The 13,026-nt window shown below is 73.1% G+C and carries 11 protein-coding genes; 6 read left to right on the top strand and 5 right to left on the bottom strand.

Annotated features, from left to right (window positions below; translation table 11 throughout):
- Window positions 1-99 precede the first annotated feature (99 nt).
- Window positions 100-1,302, top strand: a complete 1,203-nt coding sequence (locus Q5425_RS43365) for a multidrug effflux MFS transporter (protein WP_308678276.1) — start codon at window positions 100-102, stop codon at window positions 1,300-1,302.
- A 25-nt stretch (window positions 1,303-1,327) separates the two neighbouring features.
- Here the strand turns inward: Q5425_RS43365 and Q5425_RS43370 are convergent, their stop codons facing one another.
- Window positions 1,328-1,594, bottom strand: a complete 267-nt coding sequence (locus tag Q5425_RS43370; protein ID WP_308678277.1) for a hypothetical protein — start codon at window positions 1,592-1,594, stop codon at window positions 1,328-1,330.
- 54 nt (window positions 1,595-1,648) lie between these two features.
- On the opposite strand from Q5425_RS43370, the gene Q5425_RS43375 reads away from it, so the two are divergent.
- On the top strand, window positions 1,649-2,440 hold the full coding sequence (locus Q5425_RS43375; RefSeq protein ID WP_308678278.1) for a MerR family transcriptional regulator: 792 nt from the start codon (window positions 1,649-1,651) through the stop codon (window positions 2,438-2,440).
- On the opposite strand, the gene Q5425_RS43380 is transcribed toward Q5425_RS43375, so the two are convergent.
- Window positions 2,372-2,950, bottom strand: coding sequence for a hypothetical protein (locus tag Q5425_RS43380; protein WP_308678279.1), 579 nt, complete (start codon window positions 2,948-2,950; stop codon window positions 2,372-2,374). The genes Q5425_RS43375 and Q5425_RS43380 overlap by 69 nt on opposite strands.
- 58 nt (window positions 2,951-3,008) lie before the next feature.
- Window positions 3,009-4,232 carry an FAD-dependent oxidoreductase gene (locus tag Q5425_RS43385; RefSeq protein WP_308678281.1) on the bottom strand — a complete coding sequence of 408 codons (1,224 nt, stop codon included), beginning with the start codon at window positions 4,230-4,232 and terminating at the stop codon, window positions 3,009-3,011.
- A 201-nt stretch (window positions 4,233-4,433) separates the two neighbouring features.
- Between Q5425_RS43385 and Q5425_RS43390 the strand changes: the two genes are divergently transcribed.
- The 3 genes from Q5425_RS43390 (at window position 4,434) to Q5425_RS43400 (ending at window position 8,883) form a co-directional block, all read left to right on the top strand.
- Window positions 4,434-4,640 (top strand): hypothetical protein, encoded by a 207-nt coding sequence (locus Q5425_RS43390; RefSeq protein WP_308678282.1) that lies wholly within the window; start codon window positions 4,434-4,436, stop codon window positions 4,638-4,640.
- A gap of 58 nt (window positions 4,641-4,698) precedes the next feature.
- On the top strand, window positions 4,699-6,678 hold the full coding sequence (locus Q5425_RS43395) for an SDR family oxidoreductase (protein ID WP_308678283.1): 1,980 nt from the start codon (window positions 4,699-4,701) through the stop codon (window positions 6,676-6,678).
- 426 nt (window positions 6,679-7,104) lie between these two features.
- Entirely contained in the window at window positions 7,105-8,883 is a 1,779-nt protein-coding gene (locus Q5425_RS43400) for a hypothetical protein (protein ID WP_308678284.1), read from the top strand.
- A 130-nt stretch (window positions 8,884-9,013) separates the two neighbouring features.
- Here the strand turns inward: Q5425_RS43400 and Q5425_RS43405 are convergent, their stop codons facing one another.
- The gene (locus tag Q5425_RS43405; protein ID WP_308678351.1) at window positions 9,014-10,336 is read right to left on the bottom strand and encodes a PLP-dependent aminotransferase family protein; all 1,323 of its coding nucleotides are present in this window, start codon (window positions 10,334-10,336) and stop codon (window positions 9,014-9,016) included.
- Between the two features lie 71 nt (window positions 10,337-10,407).
- On the opposite strand from Q5425_RS43405, the gene Q5425_RS43410 reads away from it, so the two are divergent.
- Window positions 10,408-11,064 carry an O-methyltransferase gene (locus Q5425_RS43410; protein ID WP_308678285.1) on the top strand — a complete coding sequence of 219 codons (657 nt, stop codon included), beginning with the start codon at window positions 10,408-10,410 and terminating at the stop codon, window positions 11,062-11,064.
- Window position 11,065: 1 nt separating this feature from the next.
- Here the strand turns inward: Q5425_RS43410 and Q5425_RS43415 are convergent, their stop codons facing one another.
- Window positions 11,066-12,976, bottom strand: coding sequence for a transglycosylase domain-containing protein (locus Q5425_RS43415; RefSeq protein WP_308678286.1), 1,911 nt, complete (start codon window positions 12,974-12,976; stop codon window positions 11,066-11,068).
- Window positions 12,977-13,026: the final 50 nt, after the last annotated feature.

Consider the following 13,026-nt stretch of genomic DNA (forward strand, 5'->3'; position numbering starts at 1 on the left):
CGGTTCACCACCCGGTCGACCACGGGGTGTCACCGATCACAACCGGAATAGGCCCGGCGCGTTCCCCGCTGGTCCCGTCGAGGGAACGAAAGGAAGCGGATGACCACCACGGCGGAACGTACCGCGCCGGGACGGCGGGCGCAGCTGAAGTTCGTCCTCGTCCTGGGCGGCCTGACGGCGTTCGGGCCCCTGTCGATCGACATGTACCTGCCCGCGCTGCCGCGGATGGCGGCCGACCTGCACGCGGCGGACAGCACGGTGCAGCTGACGCTCAGCGCGTTCATCGTCGGGCTCGCGCTGGGCCAGCTGGTGCTCGGCCCGCTGTCGGACGCGGTGGGCCGTCGCCGTCCGCTGCTCGCGGGGCTCGTGCTGTACATCGTGGGCTCGGTGCTGTGCGCGGTGAGCCCGGACGCGTGGCTGCTGGTCGCGGCGCGCTTCGTGCAGTCCCTCGGCGCCGCGGCGGGCATCGTGATCGCGCGCGCCACCGTGCGGGACCTGTTCTCCGGGACCGCGATGACGAAGTTCTTCTCGACGTTGATGCTGGTCAGCGGGCTGGCCCCGATCCTGGCGCCGCTCATCGGCGGCCAGCTGCTGAACTGGACGTCCTGGCGCGGGGTGTTCGTCGTGCTGACGGCGTTCGGCGCGCTGCTGCTGGCCGTGGTGGTGTTCTTCCTGCCGGAGCCCGCTGCTTCACGGTCTTCTCTGCGGCTCGGCCAGGTGATGCGGACCTACGGGCGGCTGGCGCTGGACCGTTCGTTCGCGGGGTACGCGCTGGCGTCGGGGCTGCTGTTCGCGTCCTTGTTCGCCTACATCTCGGGCTCGTCGTTCGCGCTGCAGGGGGTGTACGGGCTGAGCCCGCAGGCGTACAGCGTGGTGTTCGGGGTGAACGGCATCGGGATCGTGCTGGCGGGCCAGCTCAACGGCCGCCTGGTGGGCCGGGTGCGCGAGCGGGCGCTGCTGCGGTCCGGCCTGCTGCTCGGCGTGGCCGGCGGCGCTTCGGTGCTGGTGTCGGTGTTCTTCCGGGCTCCGCTGGCCGTGCTGCTGGTGTCGCTGTTCCTGCTGGTGTCGAGCCTCGGCCTGGTGATGCCGAACGCGAGTTCGCTGGCGCTGGCGTCGCACGCGCGCTCGGCGGGAGCGGCTTCGGCGTTGCTGGGGGTCCTGCAGTTCGTGGTCGGCGCGGTGGCGACCCCGCTGGTCGGGCTGGGCGGCCCGGGGACCGCGGTGCCGATGGCCGCGACCATGGCGGGGTTCGCGGTGCTGGCGCTGGTGGCCTACCTCGCCTTGGCGCGGGAGCCGTCGTGAGTGTCAAGGCGGGTTAGAACCCGCCTCAACACTCACGAGGGGAGGACAGGAGGCGCTCCAGCTCCTCGCCTGCCGGTTCGTGGCCGGCGTCGGCGATCCGCTGCAGCTCCAGGAGGTCGGCCGCCGCGACCGCGCGCCGGGTGAGCAGTTCGCCGGCGCGTTCGCAGCCTTCGTCCAGCAGCTCGCTCAGCTCTTCGACGTCTCCGCGGGCGTCCGCGAGGTCGGCCAGCCGGTCCAGGGCCGTTTCGTTGCCCTCGTCGGCCAGCGCGCGCAGGGTCTCGTGATCGGTCATGCGGCCAGCTTGCAACCTTGCCCCTGGGGCAAGGTCAAGTGCGAGGATGGCCGGGTGCTCACCATCGGACAGCTCGCCGGGTACGTCGGGGTGACGACCAAGACGATCCGCTTCTACCACGCGAAGGGCCTGCTGCCCGAGCCGGACCGCGACAGCTCCGGCTACCGCCGCTACCGCGCTTCCGACGCGGTCGAGCTGATCAAGATCCGCACCCTCGCCGAGGCCGGCGTCCCGCTGGCCCGCATCCGCGAACTCCGCTCCGGCGACGGGCTCGCTTCGGCGCTCCGGCAGATCGACGACGACCTCACCGCCCGGATCGCCGGGTTGCGGGCCACCCGCTCCCGGCTGCGGCGCCTGGCTTCCGGCCGGTTGTCGCCCCTGCCGGACGAGGTGGTGGCCTCCCTCGCCCGGCTGCCGGACCTCGGGTTCAGCGAACGCTGGGTGACGCTGCAGAACGACCTGTGGACCCTCGTGTTCGCCACCCACCCGGAGACGGCTCGCACCAACTTCCGCGACCAGGCGGCGATGCTCGGCACCCCGGCCCTGCTCGCCGTGGTCCTCGAGTACGACCGGATCCACGACCTCGACCCGCACGACCCCCGCGTCGACGCGCTGGCTTCGAAGCTCGTTTCGGCCACCCGGGCGCGGTACGGCGCGGAACTGCCTTCGTACGAGCGGGGTTCCGCTATCCCGGCACTGGTGCAGGGCGCGGTCAACGCGTCGTCACCCGCTTGGCGGCGGCTCGACGCCTTGCTCCGGGAACGTCTCGCGAAGGCGTCACCCGTGCGTTCCCCGCAAGCCGTCGTCGATCGATCCCAGATCGACTCGCATGGCGTTCGCCAGTGACTCGAATGCGTCCACGGTGGGATCCCACACGTCGTCGAAGTTCCTCCCCTTCAGCTGCGAGTTGGGGCGCGCCAGCCAATCCCTGCTTGCTTGGAGCCGACCACCGAAAGTACGAGCCGTCGAGGTGACTTCCTCGGAAGCGATGACGACGCATGACGTGACGAGATCCTGCAACCGGCGCAAAGCGCCGGCCAGCTCGGTAACGGTTGCCGTCTGGCCACCTGCCGGACCGGCATAAGAGGCGGAGAGAGCCGTCACGGCATCCGCGAACACCTGGGTGATCTTCAGGTAGATCTCCGACCGCAACCCGAAAAGCAGCTTTCTGCGTTCCAGTTCGCGTTGATGCTCGAGCTCCTTGACGAACCTTTCCCGCTGGAGCTCCAGCTCGTTCGCCGATCGCCGGTTCGCGCTCCTCGTCGTCAACCACGTGGTGATCGACGCCGTCAGGACGGCGACGATCGCCGTTGTCCCCGCAACTGCGATGGTCAGCCAAGCGGGCGTGTTGTTCATGCGCCGAGACTACGTCGACACTTTCGCCACCCCGGGCCGGCCGATGCCGGCGAACGCCTCAGGCCAGCGACGCCAGATCCGCCGTCTTGAGCTGCTCCGCCGTCACCTTCGCCCGGCCGTCGACGAGACGCGCGAGTGCGTCCCCGTCATCCCACTGGTTGACGTTCATCGCCGCGGCCACTTCGCCGTCGCGCAGCCAGAACGCCGTGAACTCCCGGGCCGCCAGGTCGCCGCGGACCACCAGCTCGTCCGACGCCGGGTCCGCCAAACCGCGGTACTCGCAGCCCAGGTCGTACTGGTCGGTGAAGAAGTACGGCGAGGCCAGGAAGGGCTCGTTGCCCCCCAGCAGGTTCTGCGCCACGTGCGTGCCCTGGTCCTTCGCGTTCGCCCAGTGCTCCACCCGGATCCGGCGGTCGTAGCGCGGGTGGAAGTGCGCCGCGATGTCGCCGACCGCGTACACGTCCGGGGCCGACGTGCGCAGGGCCGCGTCCACGGCCACCCCGCCGTTGTCGGAGAGCTCCAGGCCCGCCTCGTGGGCCAGCTCCACTCTCGGGGCCGCGCCGACCGCGATCAGGACCACGTCCGCCGTCAGCTCTTCGCCGCCGGCCAGGCGGACGCCGCGGACGCCGTCCGGGCCGCCCGTGATCTCCGCGACCTGCTCGCCCAGGCGGTAGTGCACGCCGTTCGAGACGTGCAGGTCCCGGAACACCCCGCCGACCGTCTCGCCGACCACGTTCGCCAGCGGCACCGGCACCGGATCGACGACCGTCACCTCCGCGTGGTGCGTCCGGGCCGCCGCGGCCGCTTCGGAGCCGATCCAGCCGGCGCCGACGATCACCACGCGCTCGGCCGCGGCGAACGCCGCACGCAGCTTGAGCGAGTCGTCGAGGGTGCGCAGCGTGTACAGCCCGGGCAGGTCGCCGCCCGGCACCGGCAGCCGGCGCGGCGTGGAGCCGGTCGCCAGCACCAGCCGGTCGTAGCCGTGTTCGCCGCCCGCGTCGTCGAGCACCAGCCGGGCGCCCAGCTCGATCCGGGTCGCCGTGACGCCGGCGCTGAAGCGGATGTCCTTTTCGGCGTAGAACTTCTCGTCGTGCACCCAGTCGGGTTCGTCGGCGTTGCCCAGCAGCACGCCCTTCGACAGCGGCGGCAGCTCGTACGGGCGGTGCGGATCCGAGCCCAGCAGCCGGATTTCGCCGGTATAACCGCGTTCTCGCACCGCCGCCGCCGCGGATGCCCCACCGAGGCCCGCACCGACGATGACGATCTTCCGCGGTTCCGGCATCCGTACCTCCCAGAGACGGCTCGTGACCCGGACGCTACTCCCGAACCGGCCGCGCCACGAGCCGTGACGTACGCCGCAAATCCGCGAAGCGCAAGAGAAAACCCGCGAGTAGGCAGATCGGGTGAACCCGCGTCATAGCACCGCCGGGACCCGCTCCCACCCTCGCACGGAGCACAACGAGGAAATCGGAAGGCGGCGACCGTGAGTCGGGGCGAATGGTCGATCGGCTGCCGGGATCTGGCCGGCAGGCGCAGGGACGTGACGGTGTTCGTCAGCCACGACAAAGTGGTGCTGGTCGCGCCACCGGGCGAAGCGGCCGTGCTCGGGCCGCTCGACGTCGGACGGCTGCGGGCCGCTCTGCGCGACGCCGTCGTGGCGACGGCGGACGACGACACCCCCGAAAGCTGACAACTACCGTTCCTACTTTCCAGTAGGTTAGAGTCGGGCCCGACGGAAGGGACCGGCCATGACGACCTACTTCGTGACGGGCGCGACGGGCTTCATCGGGAAACGCCTGGTCGCGCGGCTCCTGCGGCGGCCGGAGACGTCCGCGGTGTACGCGCTGGTGCGGGAGACCTCCCGCGAACGCCTGGCGGCACTGGCCCGGGACTGGGCGGGCGCGGACAAGCTGCACCCGGTGGTCGGCGACCTCGCCGAACCCCGCCTCGGCGCCGATCCCGCCGAGCTGCCCCACCTGGACCACGTCGTCCACCTCGGCGCGCTCTACGACCTCACCGCCGGCGAGGAGGCCAACCGGCGCGCCAACGTCGAGGGCACCCGGCACCTGCTGGCGTTCGCCGCCGCGGCGCGGGCCGGGCTGGTGCACCACGTCTCCTCGATCGCCGTCGCCGGCGACCACGCCGGGCGGTTCACCGAGGCCGACTTCGACCTCGGCCAGCGCTTCGCCTCGCCGTACCACGCGACGAAGTTCCAGGCCGAGAAGCTCGTCCGCGAGCAGTCCCTGCCCTACCGCGTCTACCGGCCCTCGGCCGTCGTCGGCGACTCGCGCACCGGCGAGATGGACAAGGTCGACGGGCCCTACTACTTCCTCCCGGCCATCTCCCGGCTGGCGGCCCTGCCCCGGCGGCTGCCGCTGGCCGCGCCCGGCCTCGGCGCGACGAACCTGGTGCCGGTCGACTACGTCGTCGAAGCGATGGATCACCTGATGCACCGGGAGGCGCCGTCGGGGACGACCTACCACCTGGCCGCCGCGCGTCCGCAGCCGCTGAACTCCGTCTACAACGCCTTCGCGCGCGCCGCGGGCGGGCCGGTGATCCGGGCCGCGCTGCCCGCCGGGCCGTCGAACGCGCTGCGTCGCGCGGGCGGCCGCCTGGCGCACGCGGCCGCGGCCGGGATCGACCGGCTGCCCGGCGGCCGGGGCGCCCGCGCGGCCGTCCTCGAGGAGCTGGGGATCCCCCTGGCGGTGCTGCCGCACCTGACCATGGACGTCGTCTTCGACACCGCCCGCACCACAACGGCGTTGATCGGCAGCGGCATCGAGCTGCCCGAGCTGCGGGACTACGCCGCGCCGCTCTACCGGTACTGGCAGGCCTGCCTCGACCCCGACCGTGCCCGCCGCGGGCGCGGGCTGGCGGGACGCACGGTGCTGATCACCGGCGCGTCGTCGGGGATCGGCCGGGCGTCGGCGCTCGCCGTGGCCGCCAAGGGCGCGAAGGTGATCCTCGTGGCCCGCCGCGCTTCGGAGCTCGAAGAGGTGCGCGAGGAGATCCTCGCGGCCGGCGGCACCGCCGCGACGTACCCGTGCGACCTCACCGACGGCGACGCCGTCGACGCGCTCGTCAAGGACGTCCTCGGCGACCACGGCGCGGTGGACGTGCTGGTGAACAACGCCGGCCGGTCGATCCGGCGCTCGGTCGCGCTGTCCACGCAGCGGTTCCACGACTTCGAGCGCACGATGGCGATCAACTACTTCGGGCCGGTGCGGCTGGTCCTCGGCTTCCTGCCGTCGATGGCCGAGCGCCGGTTCGGCCACGTCGTCAACGTGACGACCCAGGGCCTGCAGACCGACACCCCGCGCTTTTCGGCCTACCTGGCGTCGAAGGCGGCGCTGGAGGAGTTCGGGCTGACGGCCGGGCGCGAGACGCTCTCGGACGGCGTCACCTTCACGTCGGTGCGGATGCCGCTGGTCCGGACGCCGATGATCGCGCCGACCGGCTACCGCGGGATCCCGGCCAGCAGCCCGGAACGCGCCGCGGCGCTGGTGGTGAAGGCGTGCGAGGAGCGGCCGGAGGTCCTCAGCCTCCCTGAAGGCCGAGCCGCCGAGCTGGCAACGCTCGCCGCGCCGCGGCTCGCCCGCTTCGCCGCGCACCTGGCCTACCGCGCGATGCCGGAATCCGCGCCCGAAGCGCGCGACCTCCCCCGCCGGTCCGCACCGGCGTCCGTGGCGGCGGCGGTGACTCGCCTTATCTGGCGCCGTCGTGCCTAGTTCCCGCGAATTCCGCCGAAACGCTGGCACGCACGCGACGGTACTTCTACCCTCGCGCGAGTCCCGTACACCCGTACGGGCCTCTACTGGGGAGTTCGGAATGCCGGAAATCAACGCAGGGCAACGCTGCGCCGTGAGCGACCAGACGGCCGCGATCGGCACCGCGAGGCGCACCCTCGGGTGACACCGGCCGGAGCCGGGCAGGTGCCCGGCTCCGGCTTTCCGGCCCCTTCCGGCGGGTTGGCCCCGGCCGCGCTGCCGCGAATGACTCATTCGGGACCTCCCACGTCCCCAATGACTCATTCGGGACCTTCCGGCACACTCGGCGGCGGACCACCGGGCCCGGTGGTGCTCGTCATGTCCGCCTCGGTCCCGGCCGCTACCATCGCTTCCCGGGTGTGATCGGGAGCGGAAGGCGGGCGAGGCGTGGACGTGGCGAGTCCTGCGCACGTCGCCGAGACGCCCGCGCCGCGGCAGGCCACCCGGCCGCTGCTGCGGTGGAGCGTCCACGCCGGCTGGGTGCTGCTGCTCGCCCTCGCCACCGAATTCCGCGTCGGCCGCTTCGGCTTCCACCCCTCCGACCAGGGGTTCATCCTCGCCCAGGCCTGGCGCGTGCTGCACGGCGAAGTGCCGCACGCCGACATCATCTCCGCCCGGCCGCTCGGGTCCGCGGTGCTGCACGTCGCCGACTACGCGCTGCCGATGCCGCTGTTCTTCGGCTCCAGTTTCCTGTCCATGATCGAGATCATCGTGGCGACGATCGCGTTCGCCACGCTGGTCACGCGGCGCCGGGTGCTCGAGTGGGGCCCGGGGATGACGGCGATGGTCGCGGCCGCGTCGCTGATCAACCTCAACGCCTTCCCTCTGATGGCCTGGCACACCGTGGACGGCATCGCGCTCACCGCGTGCGGTGCCTGGGCGCTGGACACGGGCCTCCGCAGCGGCCGCGCGCTCGCCCGCCGCGGCGGGCTGGTGCTGCTCGGCTGCGCGGTGTTCGTCAAGCAGAGTTTTGCGCTGGCCGCGGTCATCGGGGTGCTGTGGCTGCTGCTGCACCCGGCGACGCGGGCCGGGGCGCGCCGCGCGCTGCGGCTGGTCCTCGACCTCCTCGCGCTCGGTGCGCCCGGGCTCGCGTACGTGGCCTGGGTCAGCCTCGGCGGCGGGTTCGCCGAGATGGTCGAGCAGCTCACCGGCGGCGTGCCCGCGTACGGCGAACGGCTGCTCGGGCTCTGGCTGGACGACCCGGAGGTGCTGACCCGGGCCCCCGTGCGGGAGCTGGGCTTCTTCGCCGCGATCGCCGTGGTGCTCCTGGCCGTCCGGCTGCCCGGTGACCGGCTCGGCGCGGCCGGGCGGGCGGCGTCCTGGGTGCTGGTGCTCGCCGGCGCCGCGGCGGTCGTCTGGACCGTCGTCGACGGCCGGTTCACCGGCTCCTCGCGCTGGGCCGACGTCCTGTGGTGGATCGTCGCGGTCAGTGTGCCGGTGAACGCGGCCGTGCGGCGGAAAGTGCCGTGGGCCGGGCTGCTCGTGCTCGCCACCGGGTTCATGACCAGCCTGTCCTGGGGCAACGACACGCCCACGCTGCTCACCGGCACCCTCGCGCTGACGGCGTTGCTGCTGCTGAGCCACCTGGTCCCGCCCCGGCCCCGGCTCGCGCGCCGCTGGGTCACCGCGACGGCCGGGCTGACCGCGGTGGCGGTCTGCGGCTGGGTCGTCGTCGCGCGGCACGACCAGGCGGCGTACCTGGATCTCGGGCACGACCGGCTGACGGCCGACCTCGGCGCCGTCAGCCCGGCCATGTCCGGCATCCGGACGAACCCCTCGACGTTCCGGTACGTCCGGCAGATCCGCGACTGCGTGGACCGCTTCCCGGCCCGGCGGACGGCGGTCCTGCCGGACAACGCGTTCGCCTACCCCGCGTTCGGCCTGCGCAACCCGTTCCCGCTGGAGTGGCCGCTGCCGCTGGAGATCGTCGGCGACGCCCCCGAACGGATGCTCGCGACCACCGACGCGCTCAACCGCGAAGGCGGTTACCTCGTGCTCTTCCAGACGGTGCCGACCCGGGTGCTGGCCACGGGCGGCCCGGTGCCGGCGGAGGTGCCCGCCGACACGCCGGCGTTCACCTACCTGGGGCTGGAGAAGGCGCTCCAGGCCCGGCTCACGGGCCGCGTCGTGACCTGCGGCAGCTTCGTGGGCAAGTACGCGCCCTGAGCTCGGGGAGCCTGCTCGCGGCCCGGCATCAGGTCGAACAGCTCTCGAGGAGGACCGCCTCGTCGACCGGGCGCGCGCTGCGGGTGAACACGGCGGCGCTCACGCGGCCCTCGACGTCCTGGCACGGCCGTCAGTCGGCCAGCAGGTCGTCCGGGCTGCCGCTCGCCAGCCCCGCCAGGACGTCGAGGGCCGCAGCGAGCGTTTCCACCGGCGGGGCCGAGACCGCGATCCGCACCGCGTCCGGCGCGTGGCCCGGCAGCACCGCGAACGCCGCCGCCGGGGACAGCGCGATCCCGCGCCGTGCCGCCGCCGCGACGAACGTCTCCGCCCGCCACCGCTCCGGCAGCTCCCACCAGCGGTGGTAGGACGCCGGGTCACCGCGCAGCCCCGGCAGCTTCTCCGCCACCACCGACGCCCGCACGGCGGCGTCACGGCGTTTTGCTGCCTCGATCCCGGCCAGGGTGCCCGTCACGATCCACTGCGTCGCCGCCTCGACGGCGAAGCGCGGCGCCGACCAGGCGCCCGACCGCACCGACGTCGCCAGCCGCGCGGTCCAGGACGGCGGCGACACGAGGAAGCCCGCCGTCAGCCCCGGCGCGACGCGCTTGGACAGGCTGTCGACGAACACCGTGCGCTCCGGCGCGTACGCGGCGAAGGGGCGGACGTCGTTCCGCAGGAACGTGTAGATGCCGTCCTCGATCACCGGCAGGTCCAGCCGGGCCGTCACCTCGGCGAGCGCGGCGCGCCGCTGCGGGGGCATGGTCGTGCCGAGCGGGTTGTGCAGGGTCGGCTGGACGTAGAGCGCGCGCACCGGCCCGGCCGCTTCCAGGGCCTCCGGCACCAGCCCGGATTCGTCGGTTTCGACCGGCACGAGCTCCACGCCGAGCCGCGAGGCGAGCGCCTTCACCACCGGGTACGTCAGCGATTCCACCGCGAGCCGCTCCCCCACCGGCACGAACGCGGCGATCGCCGCCGCCAGTGCCTGCCTGCCGTTGCCGGTGAACAGCACCGTCGCGGGGTCCGGCCGCCAGTCGCCGCGGGCCAGCACCCCGGCGACGGCCTCCCGGGCGACCGGGGTGCCCGCGGCGCCGATCGGGTGCAGGGCCGCGGTCAGGACGTCGTCGCGCAGCAACGGCTCCAGCGCGCGGGCCAGCCGCGCGGACTCCCCCGGCAGGACGGCGAAGTTGAGTTCCAGGTCGACACGGGCCCCGCCGGGCTCGGCGAGCGCGGGTTCGGGTGGCGGTTTTGCGGCGCGGACGAACGTGCCGCGGCCGACCTCGCCGACGGCCAGTCCGCGCCGGACGAGCTCGCCGTAGACGCGGGCGGCGGTGGAGCCGGCGATGCCGCGCTGCCGCGCGAAGCGGCGCTGGGGCGGGAGCCGGTCGCCGGGGCGGAGGCGGCCGGCCTCGATGTCGGCGGCGATGGCGTCGGCGACGACGCGGTAGTCGTCCATGGTCACCTTCCCGCCGGAAACGCCGTCGGCGAGCATGATCCCACCCGGGTTAGATTGGCGGTGGAGGTGCCATGACCGACCAGATCTGGACCGAAGTCGACGACTACCTCGCCGGCGCGTTGCTCGCCCCCGACCCGGTGCTCGACGCCGCGCTGGCCGACGCGGACGCCGCCGGGCTGCCGCACATCGCCGTCGCGCCCAACCAGGGCAAGCTGCTCCACCTGCTGGCCCGGATGGCGGGTGCGCGCACGATCCTGGAGATCGGCACGCTCGGCGGGTACAGCACCATCTGGCTCGCCCGCGCGCTGCCGGCCGGGGGCAAGCTGGTGACCTGCGAATACGAGCCCAAGCACGCCGAGGTCGCGCGGGCCAGCCTGGCGCGGGCCGGCTTCGGCGAGGACGTCGCCGACATCCGGGTCGGTGCCGCGCTCGACACGCTGAAGCAGCTGACCGGGCCGTTCGACTTCGTGTTCATCGACGCCGACAAGGTCAACCTCGCGAACTACGTGCGCGCCACGCTGGAGCTTTCCCGGCCGGGCACCACGATCGTGGTCGACAACGTCGTCCGGCAGGGCCGGGTGGCCGACCCGGGCAGCGACGACCCGGACGTCCGCGGCGCGCGCGAGCTGTTCGACCTGCTGGCGGCCGAAGACCGGATCGACGCGACCGCGGTCCAGACCGTGGGTGGCAAGGGGCACGACGGGTTCGTGCTGGCCCTGGTCCGCTGATTCACCGCTGGGGCCGCGGGCGGCCCGGCGGCGGCCGGACCGGCAGCCCTTGGTGCGCGGCCGTCATGAACGCGCGCCAGATGCCGGCCGGGACGACGTCCCCGGACAGCTTCCGGCCGCTCGCGTCCTTGAGGCGGCGCTCGTCGTCGGAGCCCACCCACACCGCCGTCACCAGCTGCGGGGTGTAGCCGACGGCCCAGGCGTCCTGGTTGTCCGGGCTGTTGCCGTGCTCGGCTTCGCCGGTGCGCAGCGCGGCCGGGCGGCCGCCGGGCAGCACCGTGTCCAGCGTGCCGGTGACGTCCTCGGCGACGCGGCGGCTCTCGTCGTCGTCGCCGAACGCCGGGCTCGCGGTGTCCGGGTGTTCCCAGACGACCGCGCCGCCTTCGTCGCGCACCTTCGCCACCAGGTGCGGGGTGGCGCGCCGGCCGTCGGCGGCGAAGGTCGCGTAGGCCCCGGCGACGTCCAGCGGGCGCAGCGGGTACCGGCCGATGGCGATGCCCGGCCCGATGAGGAAGCCGTCCTTCTCGCGCAGGGTCGGGACGCCGTCGACCGCGTCCGGGATGCCGGCCTGCCGCGCGGCCTCGCTCAGCGCGTCCGGGCCGAGCTTCTTGGCCAGCCCGATGAAGGGACCGTCGGCGTGCGTGGCCATCGCCGAGCGCAGGGTGCACTTCGGACCGCAGACGTCCGGGTACTGGAAGTTCTCGCCGAGGAACTCCAGCTTCGACGGCGACGGGACCGGCTGGTCCGGGCCGTAGCCGCGGCGCAGCGCCGCGGCCAGGGTGAACGGGTGGAACGCCGAGCCGAGCGCGTGCGGGGTGGCCGCGTAGTCGCGGACGCCCTGGTCACCGCCGTGGTAGGCGCGCACGGCACCGGTGGCCGGATCGATCGCGACGACGGCGGCGCGGAACTCCGGCGGCTGGCCGTCCAGCCTGTCCCGCAAGGCTTTCTTCGCGGCGTCCTGCCTGCCGCGGTCCAGCGTCGTCTCGACCGTCATGTTCCCCTGCTGGAGCCGCCCGAGCGGGAAGCCGTCCTGTTCCAGCTCGGCCAGCACCTGCTGCTTGATGTGGAACTCGTCGTAGGTGACGCGGCCCGCGCGGGTTTCCGACGGCGGCTGGATCTCGTGGCCGGGGTAGGCCATCTTCTCGTCGCCGTGCACGTACCCGCGGCTCACGAGCTTGTCCCGCACGTACTGCCAGCGCCGGGTGGCGTGCAGGTCGCCCGAGGCGGCCGGGTCGTGCACCGACGGCGACTGGATCATCCCGGCCAGGAAGGCGGCTTCGCTCCACGTGATCGAGTCGTCGAGCTTCCGGCCGAAGTAGGCGTTCATCGCCGCCGCGGGCCCGAACGTGCCGCGGCCGAAGGAGATGATGTTGACGTAGCTTTCGAAGATCTGTTCCTTGCCCTGCTCCTGGGTGATCTTCGTGGACAGCACGAGCTCGGCGAACTTGCGCCCGAGCGTCGCGTCTTCGTCGCCGGTGGACTTCTTGATGTACTGCTGGGTGATCCCGGAGCCGCCGCCGACGCCGGTGAGGAACGCGCGGCCGATGCCGGTCGGGTCGAAGCCCTGGTTGTCCCAGAAGGTCGGGTCCTCGGTGGCGATGATCGCGTCCCGCAGCTTCGCGGGCACCCGGGAGTAGGGGACGAACGTCCGGTCGCCGTCGGCCGGGATCACCTTGAGCAGCTCGGACCCGTCCGCGTACTGCAGGACCACGGTCTTGTCGAGCCCGGCCAGGACTTCCTGCGGGCTGCGGACGTCGAGCACGAGGTAGGCGACCCAGAAGGCGATCAGCGGGCCGCCGATCAAGACACCGGACGTCCAGCCCGCGATCCGCCGGACGCGGCGCCACCGCCGGCGGCGGGGGGTGTCCGGTTTCGCGGGGGTTTCGTCGTCTTCCTCCGTCGGCAAGGTCACGAAAGGATGACGGCCGGACGGGTGAGAAGGTTCTGCGGAGAGTTGTTCGA

The organism is Amycolatopsis sp. A133 (assembly GCF_031082405.1).
Classification (GTDB): Bacteria; Actinomycetota; Actinomycetes; order Mycobacteriales; family Pseudonocardiaceae; genus Amycolatopsis.

Excerpts from the sequence above, each read along its gene's own strand:
- Q5425_RS43365 (WP_308678276.1), top strand. The coding sequence starts at position 100 with ATGACCACCACGGCGGAACGTACCGCGCCGGGACGGCGGGCGCAGCTG.
- Q5425_RS43370 (WP_308678277.1), bottom strand. The coding sequence starts at position 1,594 with ATGACCGATCACGAGACCCTGCGCGCGCTGGCCGACGAGGGCAACGAA.
- Q5425_RS43380 (WP_308678279.1), bottom strand. The coding sequence starts at position 2,950 with ATGAACAACACGCCCGCTTGGCTGACCATCGCAGTTGCGGGGACAACG.
- Q5425_RS43385 (WP_308678281.1), bottom strand. The coding sequence starts at position 4,232 with ATGCCGGAACCGCGGAAGATCGTCATCGTCGGTGCGGGCCTCGGTGGG.
- Q5425_RS43395 (WP_308678283.1), top strand. The coding sequence starts at position 4,699 with ATGACGACCTACTTCGTGACGGGCGCGACGGGCTTCATCGGGAAACGC.
- Q5425_RS43405 (WP_308678351.1), bottom strand. The coding sequence starts at position 10,336 with ATGGACGACTACCGCGTCGTCGCCGACGCCATCGCCGCCGACATCGAG.
- Q5425_RS43410 (WP_308678285.1), top strand. The coding sequence starts at position 10,408 with ATGACCGACCAGATCTGGACCGAAGTCGACGACTACCTCGCCGGCGCG.